The 17,251-nt window shown below is 66.8% G+C and carries 23 protein-coding genes and 4 tRNA genes; 14 read left to right on the top strand and 13 right to left on the bottom strand.

What is annotated here, in order from left to right; translation table 11 throughout:
• Positions 1–21 precede the first annotated feature (21 nt).
• The 9 genes from FHX53_RS03095 to FHX53_RS03055 all read left to right on the top strand — a co-directional run bounded on the left by FHX53_RS03095 (position 22) and on the right by FHX53_RS03055 (position 4,853).
• A complete protein-coding gene (locus FHX53_RS03095; RefSeq protein ID WP_182489858.1) occupies positions 22–588 on the top strand; it encodes a hypothetical protein in 567 nt (188 codons plus the stop codon).
• A 341-nt stretch (positions 589–929) separates the two neighbouring features.
• The gene (locus tag FHX53_RS03090; RefSeq protein ID WP_182490148.1) at positions 930–1,142 is read left to right on the top strand and encodes a helix-turn-helix domain-containing protein; all 213 of its coding nucleotides are present in this window, start codon (positions 930–932) and stop codon (positions 1,140–1,142) included.
• The gene (locus FHX53_RS03085; protein ID WP_182489857.1) at positions 1,139–1,456 is read left to right on the top strand and encodes an NADPH-dependent FMN reductase family protein; all 318 of its coding nucleotides are present in this window, start codon (positions 1,139–1,141) and stop codon (positions 1,454–1,456) included. Before FHX53_RS03090 ends, FHX53_RS03085 begins: the two co-directional genes overlap by 4 nt.
• A complete protein-coding gene (locus FHX53_RS03080) occupies positions 1,453–1,812 on the top strand; it encodes a hypothetical protein (protein ID WP_182489856.1) in 360 nt (119 codons plus the stop codon). Before FHX53_RS03085 ends, FHX53_RS03080 begins: the two co-directional genes overlap by 4 nt.
• 11 nt (positions 1,813–1,823) lie before the next feature.
• Entirely contained in the window at positions 1,824–3,011 is a 1,188-nt protein-coding gene (locus FHX53_RS03075; protein WP_182489855.1) for an AAA family ATPase, read from the top strand.
• A 35-nt stretch (positions 3,012–3,046) separates the two neighbouring features.
• Entirely contained in the window at positions 3,047–3,253 is a 207-nt protein-coding gene (locus FHX53_RS14135; protein WP_425488300.1) for a WhiB family transcriptional regulator, read from the top strand.
• A complete protein-coding gene (locus tag FHX53_RS03065; RefSeq protein ID WP_182489853.1) occupies positions 3,240–3,596 on the top strand; it encodes a hypothetical protein in 357 nt (118 codons plus the stop codon). The genes FHX53_RS14135 and FHX53_RS03065 overlap by 14 nt, the downstream gene beginning before the upstream one ends.
• Before the next feature lie 314 nt (positions 3,597–3,910).
• Complete coding sequence (locus tag FHX53_RS03060; protein ID WP_182489852.1) at positions 3,911–4,309, top strand: helix-turn-helix domain-containing protein; 399 nt, start codon at positions 3,911–3,913, stop codon at positions 4,307–4,309.
• A 1-nt stretch (position 4,310) separates the two neighbouring features.
• The gene (locus FHX53_RS03055) at positions 4,311–4,853 is read left to right on the top strand and encodes a hypothetical protein (RefSeq protein WP_182489851.1); all 543 of its coding nucleotides are present in this window, start codon (positions 4,311–4,313) and stop codon (positions 4,851–4,853) included.
• On the opposite strand, the gene FHX53_RS03050 is transcribed toward FHX53_RS03055, so the two are convergent.
• Genes FHX53_RS03050 through FHX53_RS13990 form a run of 4 tightly spaced genes read right to left on the bottom strand, consistent with a single transcriptional unit; the run spans position 4,838 to position 6,489 of the window.
• Positions 4,838–5,029, bottom strand: coding sequence for a hypothetical protein (locus FHX53_RS03050; protein WP_182489850.1), 192 nt, complete (start codon positions 5,027–5,029; stop codon positions 4,838–4,840). The two genes, FHX53_RS03055 and FHX53_RS03050, sit on opposite strands and share 16 nt — an antisense overlap.
• A 27-nt stretch (positions 5,030–5,056) precedes the next feature.
• Complete coding sequence (locus tag FHX53_RS03045; RefSeq protein WP_246335436.1) at positions 5,057–5,953, bottom strand: integrase core domain-containing protein; 897 nt, start codon at positions 5,951–5,953, stop codon at positions 5,057–5,059.
• 50 nt (positions 5,954–6,003) lie between these two features.
• Positions 6,004–6,321 carry a transposase gene (locus FHX53_RS03040; RefSeq protein WP_159502532.1) on the bottom strand — a complete coding sequence of 106 codons (318 nt, stop codon included), beginning with the start codon at positions 6,319–6,321 and terminating at the stop codon, positions 6,004–6,006.
• Between the two features lie 42 nt (positions 6,322–6,363).
• Complete coding sequence (locus FHX53_RS13990; RefSeq protein WP_425488299.1) at positions 6,364–6,489, bottom strand: hypothetical protein; 126 nt, start codon at positions 6,487–6,489, stop codon at positions 6,364–6,366.
• A gap of 43 nt (positions 6,490–6,532) precedes the next feature.
• On the opposite strand from FHX53_RS13990, the gene FHX53_RS03030 reads away from it, so the two are divergent.
• A complete protein-coding gene (locus tag FHX53_RS03030) occupies positions 6,533–6,991 on the top strand; it encodes an SHOCT domain-containing protein (protein WP_343050774.1) in 459 nt (152 codons plus the stop codon).
• Positions 6,992–7,103: 112 nt separating this feature from the next.
• Here FHX53_RS03030 and FHX53_RS03025 read toward each other — a convergent pair whose 3' ends face one another.
• The 4 genes from FHX53_RS03025 to FHX53_RS03010 form a co-directional block, all read right to left on the bottom strand.
• Positions 7,104–7,688 (bottom strand): hypothetical protein, encoded by a 585-nt coding sequence (locus FHX53_RS03025; protein ID WP_182489849.1) that lies wholly within the window; start codon positions 7,686–7,688, stop codon positions 7,104–7,106.
• 386 nt (positions 7,689–8,074) lie between these two features.
• A tRNA-Val gene (locus FHX53_RS03020) sits at positions 8,075–8,146 on the bottom strand.
• A gap of 52 nt (positions 8,147–8,198) precedes the next feature.
• A tRNA-Cys gene (locus FHX53_RS03015) sits at positions 8,199–8,269 on the bottom strand.
• Positions 8,270–8,305: 36 nt separating this feature from the next.
• Positions 8,306–8,377, bottom strand: a tRNA-Gly gene (locus tag FHX53_RS03010).
• Positions 8,378–8,529: 152 nt separating this feature from the next.
• Here FHX53_RS03010 and FHX53_RS03005 point away from each other — a divergent pair.
• Positions 8,530–8,605 (top strand) — tRNA-Val (locus FHX53_RS03005).
• A 10-nt stretch (positions 8,606–8,615) separates the two neighbouring features.
• Here the strand turns inward: FHX53_RS03005 and FHX53_RS03000 are convergent.
• The 4 genes from FHX53_RS03000 to zapE form a co-directional block, all read right to left on the bottom strand.
• Positions 8,616–9,680, bottom strand: coding sequence for a hypothetical protein (locus FHX53_RS03000; RefSeq protein WP_182489848.1), 1,065 nt, complete (start codon positions 9,678–9,680; stop codon positions 8,616–8,618).
• A gap of 103 nt (positions 9,681–9,783) precedes the next feature.
• The gene (locus FHX53_RS02995) at positions 9,784–11,052 is read right to left on the bottom strand and encodes an ammonium transporter (protein WP_182489847.1); all 1,269 of its coding nucleotides are present in this window, start codon (positions 11,050–11,052) and stop codon (positions 9,784–9,786) included.
• A gap of 200 nt (positions 11,053–11,252) precedes the next feature.
• Positions 11,253–12,605, bottom strand: a complete 1,353-nt coding sequence (nhaA, locus tag FHX53_RS02990) for a Na+/H+ antiporter NhaA (RefSeq protein ID WP_182489846.1) — start codon at positions 12,603–12,605, stop codon at positions 11,253–11,255.
• Positions 12,606–12,713: 108 nt separating this feature from the next.
• On the bottom strand, positions 12,714–13,742 hold the full coding sequence (gene zapE / locus FHX53_RS02985; RefSeq protein ID WP_343050772.1) for a cell division protein ZapE: 1,029 nt from the start codon (positions 13,740–13,742) through the stop codon (positions 12,714–12,716).
• Positions 13,743–13,953: 211 nt separating this feature from the next.
• Here zapE and FHX53_RS02980 point away from each other — a divergent pair, with 211 nt between their 5' ends.
• From FHX53_RS02980 to FHX53_RS02970, 3 genes are read left to right on the top strand one after another with little or no spacing between them, the layout of a single operon-like run.
• A complete protein-coding gene (locus FHX53_RS02980; protein WP_182489844.1) occupies positions 13,954–14,853 on the top strand; it encodes a sulfurtransferase in 900 nt (299 codons plus the stop codon).
• Between the two features lie 10 nt (positions 14,854–14,863).
• Complete coding sequence (locus FHX53_RS02975; protein ID WP_182489843.1) at positions 14,864–15,310, top strand: SufE family protein; 447 nt, start codon at positions 14,864–14,866, stop codon at positions 15,308–15,310.
• Positions 15,307–16,038 (top strand): dihydrofolate reductase family protein, encoded by a 732-nt coding sequence (locus FHX53_RS02970; protein ID WP_182489842.1) that lies wholly within the window; start codon positions 15,307–15,309, stop codon positions 16,036–16,038. Before FHX53_RS02975 ends, FHX53_RS02970 begins: the two co-directional genes overlap by 4 nt.
• Here FHX53_RS02970 and FHX53_RS02965 read toward each other — a convergent pair.
• Positions 15,959–17,248: an alpha/beta hydrolase family protein gene (locus tag FHX53_RS02965; protein WP_343050771.1), complete on the bottom strand. Its 1,290-nt coding sequence runs from the start codon at positions 17,246–17,248 to the stop codon at positions 15,959–15,961. The genes FHX53_RS02970 and FHX53_RS02965 overlap by 80 nt on opposite strands.
• Between the last annotated feature and the right edge of the window lie 3 nt (positions 17,249–17,251).

Raw genomic sequence — 17,251 nt, 5'->3', positions numbered from 1 at the left:
AAAAACCAAGGAAGGCACATCATGAACGAGATCCAGACTACGCGCCCGAACATGCCCTCGTGGGCCGTCAAGGTCGACGACGACTCGAGCATCGACAAGGACGGCAACCCGATCGTCTACTACTTCGGTGCCGGAGACGATGTGTACCTCGTTCGAGCGGACTCAATCACGCCCGAAGGCGTGCAGATCGGCCCGCTCGAGGTAGTCGTCTGCTTCGGCGGTGACTCCGTGCAGACGGACGTGAAGCCCACCACCGGCAGTGAGATGCGCGATCTCGCGGACGAGCTGTACCAGCTGTCCTACGTCGTCGACGCGGAGCAGGGAACCCCGGTCACGCCGGACGAGTCCGACACGCTCGTCGCGAAGTTCGACGAGGACAACCACGACTGCCACCGTTTCGCCATGCCGACCGGAAGCGCGAGCGTGTACGTGTGGCACAACACCGGGGAGGCGCCCGACTTGGCCGTGAACGCCGAGCAGAGCAACCTCACGCCTGGTGACGTGACGCGGATTGTGCGAGCGCTGCGGGCGGCTGAGGCGTTCCACGCGACGCTGACGGCACGACCGACCCTGCGGCCCGTCAACTAACTAACCGCACCGTTCAGGGGGCATCCGTAATGGGTGCCCCCTTTCGCGTACCCCCGTGCAATGGCTTCTACCGCCGACTTCTGCACAGATTTCTGGACATTATGTACCGGATTCCGTTATCCACAACGTTATCCACACGTGTCGCGTGTTTCGTGTCGCTAGGGACAGGCATACTCATAAGTGGAAACAGCGAAAGCCATTTCCAGAAAGAAAGCCCGCAGGCCGTTGGCGCGACCTGCGGGCAGAGTCCACGCCCTACCAACCAAGCAAGATGCAGACACGTTCAGGCTAGTACGTCCTACCCGAAGTCTCTGCATTGAATAGCAGGGAACGGAAAGACGATGCCCGAACATCAGTCCATCGCCCGAGCATCCTGGGGATCGCTCCAGGACGCCGCCGAGCACTGGGATCTGTCGGTCAAGACGATCCGCCGCTACATCGCAGCCGGTCAGATCGAAGCGCGACGCGTAGGACCCCGCGCGATCCGCGTGAACCTCGACAGCCTCGACAGCCTCGGCACGCCGCTGCGCTATACGGGCGGTGATGCCGCTTGAATGCCTCGACCTACTCCACGCAGACCGGAAACACCAAGCAATCGGTCGAAGAGCTACTCCGCTATGCCGCAACGCAGTTCGAGCGGGCTCGCCTGCCTTTCCGTCACAACAAGATGACGCGGATCATCCGCAATGAACTCCGCCCGGGCGATGTAGACGTGCGACGCGTCATTGACGCATGGGTCGACCGGGCGGACGCCTCCGCAACCTGGGAGGGGTTCGAGCTGTTTGCGCACTGTGGATACGCCGACCCGACAGCTGCCCTCGCCGCCGTGCGCATTGACAACGCCCATAAGCGGGTGAGCGCTCGATGACGACATACGAAAACCCCGTACGAGACGGGGCAATCGAACGGCCTGGCAGCCTGAGTTCTCTCAATGATATCGCAGAGAACACCCGTCGCCGCCTGGAATTGGGCGAACGCGCCGGTAAGTACCTCGACAGTGTTTGCGACGGTATCGCATCCGGGCGGTTGGATCTCTGGCAGCTTCCTTTCCCAATCGCGTCCCTTTATCTGCTCGGCTATGCGCACGGCGAGAAGTCGCCCTCGAGCGCTCAGGCACGCGCGGAGTTCCTCGCGGACTACTGGTATCACCGGGCTAACAATCCGCGCGCGCCGTGGCATACAGAGGCCGAGCTCGCGCTGTGGCGTTTGGCGGTGGCCTCATGAGTCGGCGTCTATTGGTCACGCCGCTGTCCACCGTGGAAGTGCGACGGCAACTCTGGGCGGCACGCAATCAGGTGCCGCTCGGAACGATCACGATGCTCGCCGGAATGGCCGGCATCGCGAAGTCAACGATTCTCGCTTGGTTCATCGCACGGTGGACTCAGGGGACGCTCGAGGGCGACCTATTCGGGAAGCCCGTCGTGGTCGCGCTCATCAATGGTGAGGACGACACTTCCACGGTCCTCGTTCCACGGCTGAAAGCTGCGGGCGCGAATCTCGATTACGTCGTCTCCATGTCGTCCGTTGCGGTGAGCGACGAGGACTCCGACTGGATCACGTCGCCGTCGCTGGCGGATGACTTGCAGGCGATCCGTGAACAGCTCATCGAGACGGGCGCGAAGGTGCTCATCGTCGATCCGATCATCAGTCTTATGCGGGGTGACTCGCACCGGCTAGATGACGTGCGGAAGAACCTTGACCCGCTCGCATCGATGGCGGCAGAGCTCGGCGTCGCTGTGGTGTGCGTGGCCCACTTCAACAAGGGCGGCGGCAACGCGTCAGACAAGGTGTCGGGTTCGCATGCATTCCGCGATATCACTCGGAGCCTGCTGCTGCTCGCTGTGGACGACGAGACGGACGAACGCATCCTGACGGTCGAGAAGTCGAACTACTCCGCCGTGAAGCCGTCTGTGGCGTTTCAGGTGGATTCGGTCGAGATGCCGACTACTGACGGTGAGTCCACCCTCGTCGGACGGGCGATCATGCTGGGCGACTCGAGCGTGACGGTTCAAGATCTGCTGCGGCGCGATCAGACGGTGCTCGGGGAACGGTCGGCGGAGCTCGTCGAGTTCATCAAGGGGCACCCGGAAGGCGTTCGCGCGGAGGAAGTGTCCGACGCTCTCGAACTGCCGATCAACCAGGCGCGCACGTATCTGAGCCGTCTGGCGAGCAGCGGACGGGTGGAACGGCTCGAGCGTGGCCGCTATGGGCCAGTTCGCAACAGCAACGCAACGCGCACACCCCCTGTGGCAAGTGTTGCGACTGTTGCGTTTCCGGAGTTTGCAACACACATAACAGACACAACACCCCCTGTAGCTGTTGCGAAGGCGTTGCGTTCGGGTATCTGCCCGGTCTGCAAGCTCGAGTCTCATCCGTCGAACGAGCCTCATGGGTTCGTGCATCCCGGATGTGATGCCGCGTGAGGGCCTCGGAAGCGTGGGAGCTGCTCGTCGAGGCGATGGAGATGCATCGGCCCGCATGTGAAGGGCTCGATTTGTTTACCGCTGATGATCTGTCACCCGCTGACGTGCGGGCCTGTGCTGCCGTGTGCGAGCCGTGCCCACTGTTCGTGGAGTGCCAGCAGTACCGGAAGGTTGCGCGCCCTGCTGCGGGTGTGTGGGCGGGGAAACGGAGCAACGGAAGGGGCGGGAATGAAGACGCCTGACGCCCTGATAACTGAGCTCGACGCCATACGGGTGCAGATTGCTCGGAACGCGACCGAGGTTCGCGAGCTCGAGCTACGGGCAGTCACCGAAGCGGAGTCATTCGCCACGGAGTACGCGAACGCATACAAGCGCGCAACTGGATCAATCGAGGAACGCAAACAGCAAGCCGTTATCGACTCGTCTCGTTTCAGAGCGGCAAAGGAACGCGCCGCTATCGAAGTCGCCTACGTGAAACAACGCGGACGCGATTTAGAGGCGCAACAAAGCAACCTGCAAACGCAGGCGCGCCTATTGGACATCCATTTACGGAGTATCGAGTTTCGCATGAGAGGAGGGCACTGATGCTTGGTGGACACAATGACAAAGGTGCTCTCTGTTATCGGCATTATGGCGAAGTTTTCTTGCCGCGCTGTGTTGCTTGTGAGGGATTGAATCGTGAATACAGCCTCCTGCACATTGAGGAGCCGCCCAATGCCTCGTAGAACCCATTCGGAACAAACGCGGGCAGTGAGGTTCGAGCGGAGCTCGTTCGATGCGATGGCGGCGGATCTTCACCAGCAGTGGGCGAAGTGGCGCAACCGGGACGAGGAGCGTAGGCGGGAGCGTGAGCAGGCTCGAAAGATCGACCAGTTCCGCGCAACGTATGCGGTGCGCTCATGGTGAACCGCACCCCGGAGCATTACGTGCACGCCGACGGGATGGTCGTCATCATGCCGGCGAGAGTCGCCGCCGTGCTGAACCGTCACGCCAAATTGGACGAATTCCGTTTAGCGCATCGCGGATTTGACCCCGAGGTTGACGCGGTGCTGCTTGCCATGCGGAGAGCAGATTTACAGTGGCGTGTTTCCGTAACAGGAACCAGTGAAGCGGCTAAACCGGAACTCGACCCACAATTGAACCGGCTGTCAACCACACAAGTGGCAGCCATAACGGGAATCACAGACCGAGGAGTCCGCGCAGCAATTGGGCGCGGCGATCTGGTTGCGGAATGCCCGGACGGACGTTATCGGATTTCGCGGGAACAACTCGCCCACTGGCGGTCAAGGAGACAATGATATGGCACTCACAGATATTGATAAGCAGCTCGACGCGTTGCGGAGTCAGGCGCAGAAACATCGAGACAACGTTTGGACGCTGTTGAACGCGGTTCGCGCGAATGCTCTGCTGAGCGTCGAGGGGCAGGATGACCAGATTCGCGGCGACCGCGAGAAGGCGATAGCCGCGATCAAAGCTCTCCGCGCCCAGGAGGAGAAGATCGTCGACGAACGGATCCTGTCGCTGGAGCGACGCGTGTTCGGTGAAGTGTCCTCCAGCAGTGATGTGATCGCGATTCGCGACGCTGCGGACCGTGCCGAACAGCTCGAGTCGGATGCTGAGGCTCTGCGCTTGTTCGAGCGGGCGAAGGTGACCCGCGATGAGGGGCTCGCAACAGCGGTGGTGCGTCGAGCAGTGGCGATGCGGTTCCTCGGAACTCTCGAGGCGTTCGAGAAGTCCGATCCGAGCAAGGCGGAAGCGTTGCGGGACCTCACCGCGCTGACGGCGTTCCGGGATACCCCGTTCGATCTGACGCGCGAGCTCGCGTATCAGCCGCCGCAGTGATCCGGCACCTGTTCCACCGGAAACCGGATGCGCGCGACGCATACGCGATTGCCGCCGCGATGGTCGTGCAGCTCCTCGAGCATCCCGAGGACGCCGAGAACATCGCCGTATTTCACCTGACGAACCGACCCGATGCGGTCGCGATCCTCAGCTACGCGCTCGGCTATCAAACGCATTTGGCGATCGCACTGCGTTGTCCCGCGTCAAGTAGTTGGCAGGGTTTCTTCGATTTCGAAGTTGGGGATGGTGGGGTCGGCCAGGCCGAGGTGCACGTCGATCGGCCGGTTCCAGGCGATCGCTTCGTGAGGACGTTCGGTGTTGTACTCGATGCGGTAGTCCTCTGCGCGTTCGACGAGGGTGAGCGCGTCGGGGATGTCGTCGAGGAACAGCCGCTCGTATTTCAATGTTCCGAATCCGCGTTCGCGTGACCCGTTCTGACCCGGTGATCTCACTCGGGTGCGGACGTGACGTAGCTCGGGGTGGCGCATGATGAACAGCTCGAAATTCAGCGACCGGAACGGGCCGCCGTTGTCCGTCACGATCGTCACCACCGGCAGCAGCTCACCGGTCTCGGGATCGATAGGGCAGGTGTCGACGAGCGGGTGCCCGAACATCGCTTCGTAATCGACCAAGGCGAGCTCTATCGCCGCGATCGCGTCGTGCTGATTCGCTGTCGGCGACACGTGGAACGGATGCTCGACCTTGGAGAACCAGTCCCGGCACCCGGCGATCCGCCAGGTGCCACCGGTCGTGGTCTCGAACTCGCTGAAGTCCAGCTGCCACACCTGATTGGGCCCCGTCGGGTTCCTCGCGAACGCGGCCTTGCGATCCGCCGCGAGCTGGCGGCGCTGCCTCTGGTACTCGGACGGCAGGATCAGCCCGTCATCGCGCAGCAGCCGCAGCACAGTCGCCTGCGACACCTTATGACCGTCATGCCGCGTCATCGCCCAGATCTTCCGATGACCCCACGCCGGATGCGCCAAGGCGTGTTTCGTGGCGAGCTCGCGGGCCGCCTCCCTCGCCGGCTGCGGCCACGGGCCCTTCGGCGGTCGGGACTGCTTCGCTTTGGCCTGCCAGCGCCGCCAGGTGCGTTCGGGCATGTCGATCAGCTGGCAGAACCTCGAAGTCGACATGCCCGCCTCGACGCGGATCACCTCGAGGTCCTCGAAGGGCCCAAGCGGCCCTCGGCGCTCTTCTTCCAGACGCGGATCTCAACCGCTGCCTCACCCAGAGCCTGGGTGAGCTCGGCGACCTCGTCCTCGAGTTGCTGCTCCCGGGTCGAGGGCTTGGACTTGCCCGCCTCGATCCCAGCCTTGCCGCCCTCGAGGAACTGGCGCTTCCAGTTCCCGATCGCTTGCTCGGAGACCTTCTCGCGGCGGGCTGCCTCGGCGATCGTGATCTCGCCCTGCAGCACGGACAACACGATGCGGAGCTTCTTCTCCGCGGGGATCGTGGGGGGACGACTCATGACATTCAGACCTTTCAGCTGGGGCGTTGCATCAGCAACTAACTACCCCTGCCAAACATTCTGACGCGCGACAGCCCGAACATACCGTGGCGGCGCGTCCGAGTTCACCGCCTTCACCACCGTCGTCCGCGACACCGCCAACCGCTCGGCAATCCGCGCCTTAGGCACGCCCTCCGCAGCGAGCCTCCTGATCAATGCCCAGTCTTCCAAAGTGATCACTCTCCAATCGTTGAGTGTTCACTTTTCGAGCGTCGTTACTGTCCAGTTTTCGAGCGTCGTCGACACCGTGGGGCTCTCAATGCTTGCCACCGGCGTGAAGAACGGCAAGGCGGGCTCCGAGATGATCCCAATCAAGTCGATTACGTCGGTGACGACCGCGCGGGATGGGATGCTCAATTCTCGTGTGTCGGTCATCACGGCGGGCAACACAGTCGATTTCCGCGTTTCGCACGCTGAAGCGAAGACCGTGCAGGACACTCTCACTCGGCTGATTTTGGGTCGGCCCTTGGACGGCCAGCTTGCGCCGGCGGAGCCAGTGGTAGCTGCGGTAGCTGCGCCGCTCGTCGACGTGGCAGCTCAACTAGAAAAGCTTGCGAGTCTTCGGGATGCTGGTGTCCTCACGGAAGAGGAGTTCGCCGCGAAGAAGACCGAGCTTCTTGCGCGGATGTAGGTGGCTGTCTACATCCGGTTGACCTCCATGGTCGCGAGTGGTGCTCGCAGCGAAAGGGGGCGGAAGCGCCGGTTCGGGTCGGTTTTCGGATCAGCTCGCCCGCTTTTCTGCGTTACCAGTCGCGGATCACTGCGCAGGCCGTGACGAAGTCACGATCCTCCATGCCGCGCGGCGGCTGAGCAACAGCGATTCGTCTGAAGCCGTTCGGTTCGTAAAGCTGCGTGAACACGACCTCTTGCGCGTCCACGACTAGGAACCTTCCGGCAACCAGGGCACGAGCTCGTCGAATGACCTGCTTTGCCTCGTCCAGGATGATCGACCCAGGCAATTGAGCGGAGTCGTACTTATCCGAACGTGCGAGCTCCGCGATGCAGTAGGCGCCCGTAACGTCCATAGTCACATCGCCCATCAGCTTCGCCCTCGTCGACTTACTTGCCTGGGAAAGGTCGAGCGAAGTCATGCCGATTGTGAAGAACCCGGCGACGTCGAGCCCGCCGTCCTCTGTCGGAGTTGACAGGACGTAAGTTCTGCTGTGCCCATGCTTCTCGAATCGGGTCACGGTTTCGCGCGCGAAGCGTTGAAGGTGCTCTGACCGTTCGCATGCGAAGTTGGCGAGGCTCTGATCGATCAGCCCGCGAGTGACCGGAAACTGTTCCGGGTCAATGTCACCGAGCGCGAACACTTCATACGGAAGCAACCCGCTTCGGTCCTCTGCCAAGGATCAGGAAGCGGTGCGGTGACGAACCAGGGACTCAAGCACGCTCAACCGGGTGCCCACCGAAAGTGAGTCATAGCTCCGAGAAGCGAAACCGGGGGAAGAGACAGGCGCGCTCGACTCTGCGGCCAGCGCTGCTAGCTGCTCTGCGCCCTCATTGGTGAGGACATAAGAGCCTCCGAGTGCTTCCGATGCCATTGTCTTCACCTTCCCCCATGCTCAAACCCTTGCTGTAACCGTTACTAACTATACGACCAAGTTCCCCTACTTGGCATGGGAGTGCGGTGAGTCCTCATCCGGTATTGCACGGATGTTGCACGCCGCCCCCGTTCAAGCAGAAAACCCCCGGATTTCCGGGGGTTTCTTCGTGGGCGATACTGGGATCGAACCAGTGACCTCTTCCGTGTCAGGGAAGCGCGCTACCGCTGCGCCAATCGCCCAAGGTCGTGCTGCTGGTGGTGCTACCGCCTCGATTCTCCGGTGGTAGTTGCGAGGTGGCGACGGGATTCGAACCCGTGTGCACGGCTTTGCAGGCCGCTGCCTCGCCTCTCGGCCACGCCACCGTGGTGCTTCCCCCCACTACCGAGGGGTCGTACTCGAGCGGATGACGAGATTCGAACTCGCGACCCTCACCTTGGCAAGGTGATGCGCTACCACTGCGCCACATCCGCATTTTCGCCCACCGCTTCCGGCGTGCATGGAAACCATAGCCGACCTCTCGGGGGGATGCCAAACCGGGCGGACCGGGCGTGTCACCCCGCGCGATCGGCGACCTTGAGCGGTGCGCAACGGCCATATGAGTTGTGGCAAGATGGACGCGCACGGGCGATTGGCGCAGTTGGTAGCGCGCTTCCTTCACACGGAAGAGGTCATCAGTTCGAGTCTGGTATCGCCCACCACTCCCCCCTCTCAGCGGCTCCGCGAGCCTCCCGCTGCCCCCGTCTGGGCGACCCACGCGATCGCCCAGCAGACGAGCCCGCCGAGCGCAGCGATGACGACGACGGCGAGCACGGCCCCGAGCTGCGCGGCCGCGAGGACGAGCGTGCCCGTTGCGGCGAGGCCGAACCCGTCGGCCAGGAGCGCGACGATGATCCCGCCCGTCGCGGTCGCGCCGATGGCACCGAGAGTCCACGATCGTCTGGGCGCCGATTCGTCGTCGTCGCGGGCTCCCGCGCCGCTCAGAGCTGAACCGACGGCGCCGCCGATCACGGCCGCAGCCCCGAGCGCGGGCGGCGCGAGGAAGGGCGCCCCGATTCCGATCGCCGCCCAGCCGCCCCAGGCCCCGGCCACGAGCACCGCGGGTGTCAGTCGGTTCCAGCCGACCTTCTCGATGAGCGACCACGTGACCGCCGCGACGGCGATGCCGACGACCGCGTTCGCGACGATCCGCCCGGTCGCCTCGTCGACGACCCGCTCGACGCCCACGAGCCAGGCGGTGCCGCCGAGGGTGACGAGCACGGCGGCGATCACGGCCCGCGGCCAGCCCACCGACCCCGCCACGAGGGCGAACGAGCGGGCGCGGCGCGGTGCAGGGAGCAGGTGCACGACGAGCAGAGCGGCCCCGGCGGCGACGTGCGTCGCGAGCACTCCGGCGAAGTCGACCGCGCCGATGAGCGACTGCATGAGCGGGGGGAACTCCCCCACTACGGCTCCCACGACGGGCTGGAAGACGAGCGCCGACCACGAGCCGGCGAAGACGACACCGCCGACGGATCCGAGCCGGCGGGCGGCGAGGGTCGCCACGATCGCGGTGACGGTGGCCGCGATCGCGGCGTCGAGGATGCGCGCGGGGACATCCGTGATCGGCCCGGTCAGGGCATCCCCCGCGATCGATGCGACGGCGCCGCCCGCGCCGGCGACGAGCGCCGCGAGCACGCGACCGCGATCGAGGCGCCCGGTGCCGAGAAGCACTCCGACCGGGGTTGCGAGCACGAGGAGCGCGGCGGCGAGCTGCAGCAGGGGGTCGCTCGTCACGTGCCGCCTCCTCGCGTCGGATCCCCCCGCGGGAACGACGACGGGGCGCTACTCGATGGAAGAGTAGCGCCCCGCGCGCGCCCGGAGGCGATGGTTCAGTCGATCAGCGCGTGGCCTCGAGGACGTAGCCCTCCTCGCCGTGCACGATCGGATCGATGCCCGCGAGCTCGTCCTCCTCCGTGACGCGGAAGCCCATGGTCTTCTCGATCGCCAGGCCGATGATGAAGGCGAGGGTGAACGAGTAGATCATGACCGCGAAGGCGGCGATGGCCTGCACCATGAGTTGCGTGAGCTCACCGCTGTAGATGAGGCCGGTGCCGTTGGCGAAGAAGCCCAGGTAGAGGGTTCCGACGAGACCGCCGACGAGGTGGATTCCCACGACGTCGAGAGAGTCGTCGAAGCCGAGGCGGAACTTCAGGTCGACCGCGAGGGCGCAGACCGCGCCAGCCACGATGCCCAGCACGATCGCCCAGACCGGCGTGAGCGAGGCGCACGCGGGGGTGATGGCGACGAGGCCGGAGACGGCGCCCGAGGCGGCACCGACCGAGGTCGGCTTGCCGTCCTTGATCTTCTCGACGACGAGCCAGGCGAGCAGGGCTGCGGCCGGAGCGGCGATCGTGTTGATGAAGGCGAGAGCGGCCACGCCGTCGGCGGCGAGCTCCGATCCGGCGTTGAAGCCGAACCAGCCGAACCACAGCAGGCCAGCACCCAGGAGCACGAACGGCGGGTTGTGAGGCACGTGGGCGCCCTTGGCGAAGCCGATGCGCTTGCCGAGGACCAGCGCGAGGGCGAGTGCCGCAGCGCCGGCGTTGATGTGGACCGCCGTGCCGCCGGCGAAGTCGATCGCGCCGACGCCGAAGGTCTGCTGCATGCCGTACGTGATCCAGCCGCCGTCGGTGAAGGCGAGCGTCTCGGGGTCGAGGGTGAAGTTGAACACCCAGCTCGCGACGGGGAAGTAGACCACCGTCGCCCAGATTCCGGCGAAGACCATCCACGCGCCGAACTTCGCGCGGTCGGCGATCGCGCCCGAGATGAGCGCGACGGTGATGATCGCGAAGGTCGCCTGGAAGGCGGCGAAGGCGAGCGGCGGGAACGCGGCACCCTCGGGAACCTCGAGGAGGCTCATGAGACCGATCGCGCCCGTGTCGATGCCGATGACGCCGTCGATGCCGACGTTGTTGGCGAACGCGATCGCGTAGCCGTAGAGCACCCAGAGGACGCCGATGAGCCCGATCGCGCCGAAGCTCAGCATCATCATGCTGATGACGCTCTTGGCCTTGACGAGTCCTCCGTAGAAGAACGCCAGGCCGGGAGTCATGAGCAGGACGAGTGCGGCGGCGACCAGGATGAAGGTGGTGTTTCCCTGATCCATGTGGAACCTCTCTTGCCGTGATGAAGGAGGCGCCCGACTCGAGGGCTCGGATGTAGGGTCACCGGCCCCCCGGCGAGGACCGGGCGCTCTTGAAGTGTCGGCGCGCGAGGTTTCGCAGGAGGTGTCGCCGAGTTTCCAGCGCGTTACACGCCACCCCGTGATGTAAACATCGCGTTACGCGGGCGATGGAGTTCGCCCGGTCAGGGCTGAGCGGGTACCGAGTCGTCGAAGGCGTCGGGGATCCCGTCACCGTCAGAATCGCGCTTCTCCTCCTCGCGGCGCCGCTTGTAGTGGCGGTTGCGCGATCCGAGGAGGATGCTCGCGGCGACCGCCGAGATGAGGGATCCGAGCAGGATGCCGACCTTGGCGACGTCATCGAGCGGGTCGCCCTGGCCGTAGCTGAGCTCGCTGATGAGCAGCGAGACCGTGAAGCCCATGCCGGAGAGGATCGCCAGGCCGATGACGTCGACCCAGCGCACGCCGCGCGGGAGCGTGACTCCCGGTAGACGCGTGACGAGCCAGGAGGCCAGGGTGATGCCGACCGTCTTGCCGACCACGAGACCGAGCACGATGCCGATCGACACGGGCGAGGTGACCGCCTCGACGAGCCCGTCGATGCCGCCGACGGCGACCCCGGAGGAGAAGAACGCGAAGACCGGCACGGCGAAGCCGGCCGAGATGGGTCGCAGGCCGTGCTCGAACTTCTCGGCGAGGCCCTCCTGGCCACCGAATCCGTCCTCCTCGCCGCCGCTGGCGAGGACGGGAACCGTGAACGCGAGCAGGACGCCCGCGACGGTCGCGTGCACGCCGGAGGAGTACATCAGGAACCAGACGATGATGCCGATCGGCAGGAGGATGACCAGTGCCGCCGTCGAACGCAGCCGGAAGAGCTCTTGATACTTCTGCGCGATGAGCCCGAACACGGCGAGAGCGAGGCCTGCGAGCAGGAGGTACACCGGCTGGAGGTCGTCGGTGTAGAAGAACGCGATGACGGTGATGCCGAGCAAGTCGTCGACGACGGCGAGCGTCAGCAGGAAGGTGCGCATCGCGATCGGCAGCGAGGTGCCGACGACCGCGAGTACCGCGAGCGCGAAGGCGATGTCCGTCGCGAGAGGGATCGCCCAGCCCCGCAGCACCTCGGGGCCCTGGGTCAGGTTCACGAGGGCGAAGATCACGGCGGGCAGAGCAGCCCCCCCGAACGCCGCCGCCACCGGAACCAGGGCGCGCCTCGGGTCGCGCAGCTCGCCCGCGACGAACTCGCGCTTGAGCTCCAGGCCGGCGAGGAAGAAGAAGATCGCGAGGAGCCCGTCCGCGGCGAACTTGCCGACCGAGATTTCGAAGACCGCCTCTCCGAAACCGAGGCTGAGGTATGTGTTCCGAAGCGCGAAGTAGCCGTCAGCGGCCGCTGTGTTCGCGAGCGTGACAGCGATCACGGTCGCGATGAGCAGCAGGATGCCGCCGACGGTCTCCTTGCGGAGGATCTGCCCGATCCAGAGGCTTTCCCGGTAGCGCTCGGCGTCGGTCGTCGTGGGCCTGGGCGTGCCAGCGTTCATGAGTGCTCCGTCCGGGTCGTCGATCGTGTACTCCGCGGCCGTCGTGGGGCTCGCGGGCCGACCAGACTTCCCGGCACTCCCGCTGACGATCCTACCGGTCGGTGGTGATCAGGATGCCGTGGTCAGCGCGATCATGCGCGACGTGGCCCGCAGGTACTTCTTGCGGTATCCGCCCGCGAGCATGTCGTCGGTGAAGACCCGATCGAGGGGGGTGCCCGTGGCGAGGATGCGGATCTGCGCGTCGTAGAGCCGGTCGACGAGCGCGACGAGGCGGAGGGCATCCGTCTGATTGCGCAGCGGCGCCACCTCGGTGAGCGCGATCGCGGAGAGTCCCTCGATGAGGCCGATGTAGCGGCTCGGGTGGACGGTCGAGAGGTGCGTGAGGACCTCGTCGAAGCGGTCGACGGTGACCTGCCCGGTCTCGGCGGCGAGGCGCGCGTCGAGCTCCTCGGGGGTGAGCGCGACGGCGTGGCCCTCGATGTCGCGCTTGCGGTAGTCCTCGCCGTCGATGCGTCTGATGTCGAAGCGGTCGGCGAGGGCGTTGATCTCGCGGAGGAAGTCCTGCGCGGCGAAGCGCCCCTCGCCCAGGGCGTGCGGCGGAGTGTTCGAGGTCGCGGCGATGCGCGATCCGCTCGCGACGAGCTCGCCGAGCAGCCGCGACATCACCATGGTGTCGCCCGGGTCGTCGAGCTCGAACTCGTCGATCGCGATGAGGCGCGCACCCCGGAACTGCTGCACCGCCTGCTGATAGCCGAGCGCGCCCACGAGTGCTGTGTACTCGATGAACGTGCCGAAGTACTTGCGGCCGCCGACGCGATGCCAGAGAGCGGCGAGCAGGTGGGTCTTGCCGACGCCGAATCCGCCGTCGAGATAGATACCGGCCTTCTCCACGACGACGGGCGTGCGGCGCGCGAAGAGTCCGCGGAGACCGGTCGGCGCGGCGTCGGGGGCGCCCTCGGCGAACCGCCGGATCGCCTCGACCGCCTCGGCCTGCGACGGGTGCGCCGGGTCGGGCACATAGTTCTGGAGGCTCGCGTGCGCGAACTGCGGAGGCGGGGCCAGGTGTCCGAGCAGCTCGGAGGCCGCGAGGGTGGGCTGACGCTCGGTCAGGCGCAGTGTCGTCGGCGCAGGATTCACGTGGGGCCGTTCGCTCGCGATGGTCGCACTCGCCGCGGCGGCGCTCCCGCGATCGCGCCTCTGGGCAGAGCGACGGGCGCGGCGCGCTCGGAGTGCGTAGATTCGAGCGCGCGCGGCGTGTCCCAGAATACCGGCGGCCCGGCGCGCGTTAAGCCGGAGTGCGGCGCACGACGCCGCGTCAGGAACCGCCCCGTCCCACCGAGAGGTCGCCATGCCCGTCTCCCCCGATCCGTCCGAGAAGTTCCAGACCTACGCCCACCCCGAGCGGCTCGTCTCGACCGCGTGGCTCGAGGAGCACCTCGACGACCCGGGCCTCGTGGTCGTCGAGTCCGACGAGGACGTGCTGCTCTACGAGACCGGGCACATCCCGGGCGCCGTGAAGATCGACTGGCACACCGACCTCAACGACCCCGTCGTACGCGACTACATCGAGGGCGAGGCTTTCGCCGAGCTCATGGGCCGCAACGGCATCGCCCGCGACACCACGATCGTCCTCTACGGCGACAAGAGCAACTGGTGGGCCGCGTACGCCCTCTGGGTCTTCACTCTGTTCGGTCACGAGGACGTCCGGCTGCTGGACGGCGGCCGCGACCGCTGGGTCGCCGAGGGCCGTGCGATGACGAAGGAGCGGCCGAGCCGCCCGGCCGGCGAGTACCCCGTCGTCGCACGCGACGACAGCGCCATCCGCGCCTTCAAGGAGGACGTGATCGCCCACTTCGGCAAGCCCATCATCGACGTGCGCTCCCCCGAGGAGTACACGGGCGAGCGCACCAGCATGCCCGCCTACCCCGAGGAGGGCGCGCTCCGCGGAGGGCACATCCCCTCCGCCCGCAGCGTGCCGTGGGCGCGAGCGGCGAACGAGGACAGCACCTTCCGCGGCGCCGACGAGCTCGCGACCATCTACCGCGAGGATGCCGCGATCGGCGACGCGGACGACGTCGTCGCCTACTGCCGCATCGGCGAGCGATCGAGCCACACGTGGTTCGTGCTGACCCACCTGCTCGGGGTACCGCGCGTGCGCAACTACGACGGGTCGTGGACGGAGTGGGGCAGCGCCGTCCGAGTCCCCATCCAGACCGGCGCCGAACCCGGCGACGCGCCCGTCCGCTAGCGTGCCGGCGATGACCGACGCCGCCGCCTCCGCGCTCCCGCCCTCGCTCGCGGAGATCCGCGACGAGTTCCTCGAGCTCGGCGAGTCCGACCGGCTGCAGCTGCTGCTCGAGTTCTCCGAGGCGCTCCCCGAGCTCCCGGAGCGCTTCCGCGACCACCCGGAGCTTCTCGAGCGCGTCGAGGAGTGCCAGTCCCCCGTCTTCATCCTCGTGGAGGTCGACGGCGGCGCGGTCGCCGTGCACGCGACCGCGCCCGCCGAGTCGCCCACGACCCGCGGGTTCGCATCCATCCTCGCGCAGGGGCTGAGCGGCCTGGAGGTCGCGACGGTGCTCGCGACGCCCGACGACTTCCCGTTCGCGCTCGGGCTCACCCGCGCGGTGAGCCCGCTGCGCCTGCGCGGCATGACGGGGATGCTCGCGCGCATCAAGCGTCAGGTGCGCGAGGCGGACGCGGCGTGATCCTCCGCCGCGTCCACCCCGCGGCGCCGGCCGAGGGTGCCGTGCTCGACGTCGACGGCGCCGGAGCCCGCGAACGACTGCTGAAGTGGTACGCGCCGGGCGAGGGCGAGAGCATCCGCCTCAATTTCGTGACGACGCTCGACGGCCGCGTGACGGGTGAGGACGGCACGTCCGGTTCGCTCACGGCGGGGGCCGACCGCATGATCCTCGGGGTGATCCGCGAGCACGCCGACGTGATCCTCGTCGGGGCGAGCACGGTGCGGGCCGAGTCATATCGACTCCCGCGCCGGACGCCGCTCGCGATCGTGACGAGCTCGGGCGACCTGAGCGGGCACGAATTCGAGCCCCGCGAGGACGCGCCCGACGTCCTCGTTCTCGCGCCAGGATCGGCAACGGATGCCGTGCGCCGCTCCCTGCGCGGCATCCGGCACACGATCCTCCCCCTCCCCGATCGCAGCGAGCCGGCGACGGCGCTCGAGATCCTCGGCGCGCTCCGCGCGCACGGCGCCGAGCGGATGGTCTGCGAGGGCGGCCCCGGCCTCGCCGGCCGGCTGCTCGCGGCCGGGCTCGTCGACGAGGTGTGCCTGACGACCGTTCCGCGCCTGGGAGGGTCGGGCATCAGCCTGCTGCCCGATGATGACGGCGCGATCACACGGTGGGCGCCTCGCCAGCTGCTCCTCGATGGCGATGGAGTTCACTACGCCCGGTGGGCGCGTCGAGTCGACTGATCCACGCGCGGATCACGCCGTTCCACCGTTCGGAGTCGAGGTTCCAGAGCCGCGTGTGGCGGGCCTGAGCGAACCGCTCGAGAGTGACGAGCTCCGGGCGAGCGTCGGCGAGGGCGAGAGACGCGTCGATCGGCACGTAGCCGTCGTCGTCGCTGTGCAGGACGAGCACCGGCACCGCGAGCTCGTCCGCGCGCGCGACGAGGTCGAGCGACGAGAGATCGATCGGCCCTGCGCTGCCCACGAGCGGCGTGACCGCCGGCGTGCCGAGCAGACCCATCGCGACTTCGCCGACCGCCCTCGGCAGCCCGGAGAGCGCCGCATGGAATCGCAGCACCGTCACCCAGTCGATGACCGGCGAGTCGAGGACGACCCCGCTGACGAGCGAGGCGGCGTCTGATCGAACGAGCAGCTGCATGGCGACGGCGCCTCCCATGGACCACCCCATGATCACGATGCGGCGCGCGCCGGCATCGTGCGCGTGGGTGATGGCCGCCTCGAGGTCGCGCCACTCGGCCGCGCCGAGCGCATAGCGGCCGTCGGCGCTCGCCGGGGCGACGCCGTCGTTGCGGTAGCTGATGAGAAGGCTCGCCCAGCCGAGCTCCCGCGCGAGCGGGACGGCACGGAGCCCTTCCGCTCGCGTGGCGCCCCGACCGTGCACGTGGATGATCCAGTCGTCGCCCGCGCCGCTGCCGCCGTCGACGGAGGGCACGAACCATGCGGGAGCGTCTCCGACGGGGGTGCGGATGCTCGTCTCGACCGCGGCGACGCCCAGGTCCTGCGGCTCGAGCCAGTACCACCCGCCCCAGCGACCTGTCCTGGCCGAGCCGATCGTGCCGCGCTGCACGGAATCGAGGACGCGCGTGACCGAGTGCGCATCCTCGAACAGGATCCGGCCGATCCTGGCGTGGCCGCGTCCGTCGGCGAACCAGAAGCCGTAGCGGCCGGGGACGACGGAATCGGGGGTGCGACCCAGGCGGATGACCGAGCGACGCTCGTCCACTGCCAGCAAGTCGACATCCTCAGGGCGGTCGCGCACGGGCATCACCACCCGTCGTGCCATCGTGATGACCGCAGCCGCCGATGCGATCGCCAGCGCGATGCCCGCCCCGGCGGCGCCGCCCGCGATCGAGAGGACGAGACCGCGCCGTCGACGGGCGCCCCTCCCCCGCGTTCGGGGGCGGGGCGCTCCCGCCAGGTCGGCGCGTCTCACGCG

This window comes from Microcella alkalica, from assembly GCF_014137945.1.
GTDB lineage: Bacteria > Actinomycetota > Actinomycetes > Actinomycetales > Microbacteriaceae > Microcella > Microcella alkalica.
This window is presented reverse-complemented; position numbering and strand designations above follow the sequence as displayed.

What these genes read in the sequence shown, in the direction of transcription:
- FHX53_RS03045 (WP_246335436.1), bottom strand. Translation starts at nt 5,953, where the DNA reads ATGCCCGAACGCACCTGGCGGCGCTGGCAGGCCAAAGCGAAGCAGTCC.
- FHX53_RS03060 (WP_182489852.1), top strand. Translation starts at nt 3,911, where the DNA reads ATGGTGAACCGCACCCCGGAGCATTACGTGCACGCCGACGGGATGGTC.
- FHX53_RS02980 (WP_182489844.1), top strand. Translation starts at nt 13,954, where the DNA reads ATGCCCGTCTCCCCCGATCCGTCCGAGAAGTTCCAGACCTACGCCCAC.
- FHX53_RS03040 (WP_159502532.1), bottom strand. Translation starts at nt 6,321, where the DNA reads ATGAGTCGTCCCCCCACGATCCCCGCGGAGAAGAAGCTCCGCATCGTG.
- FHX53_RS03055 (WP_182489851.1), top strand. Translation starts at nt 4,311, where the DNA reads ATGGCACTCACAGATATTGATAAGCAGCTCGACGCGTTGCGGAGTCAG.
- FHX53_RS03050 (WP_182489850.1), bottom strand. Translation starts at nt 5,029, where the DNA reads ATGCGTTTGATAGCCGAGCGCGTAGCTGAGGATCGCGACCGCATCGGG.
- FHX53_RS02995 (WP_182489847.1), bottom strand. Translation starts at nt 11,052, where the DNA reads ATGGATCAGGGAAACACCACCTTCATCCTGGTCGCCGCCGCACTCGTC.
- FHX53_RS03090 (WP_182490148.1), top strand. Translation starts at nt 930, where the DNA reads ATGCCCGAACATCAGTCCATCGCCCGAGCATCCTGGGGATCGCTCCAG.
- FHX53_RS03065 (WP_182489853.1), top strand. Translation starts at nt 3,240, where the DNA reads ATGAAGACGCCTGACGCCCTGATAACTGAGCTCGACGCCATACGGGTG.
- FHX53_RS14135 (WP_425488300.1), top strand. Translation starts at nt 3,047, where the DNA reads ATGGAGATGCATCGGCCCGCATGTGAAGGGCTCGATTTGTTTACCGCT.
- FHX53_RS02975 (WP_182489843.1), top strand. Translation starts at nt 14,864, where the DNA reads ATGACCGACGCCGCCGCCTCCGCGCTCCCGCCCTCGCTCGCGGAGATC.
- FHX53_RS03095 (WP_182489858.1), top strand. Translation starts at nt 22, where the DNA reads ATGAACGAGATCCAGACTACGCGCCCGAACATGCCCTCGTGGGCCGTC.
- FHX53_RS03080 (WP_182489856.1), top strand. Translation starts at nt 1,453, where the DNA reads ATGACGACATACGAAAACCCCGTACGAGACGGGGCAATCGAACGGCCT.
- nhaA (WP_182489846.1), bottom strand. Translation starts at nt 12,605, where the DNA reads ATGAACGCTGGCACGCCCAGGCCCACGACGACCGACGCCGAGCGCTAC.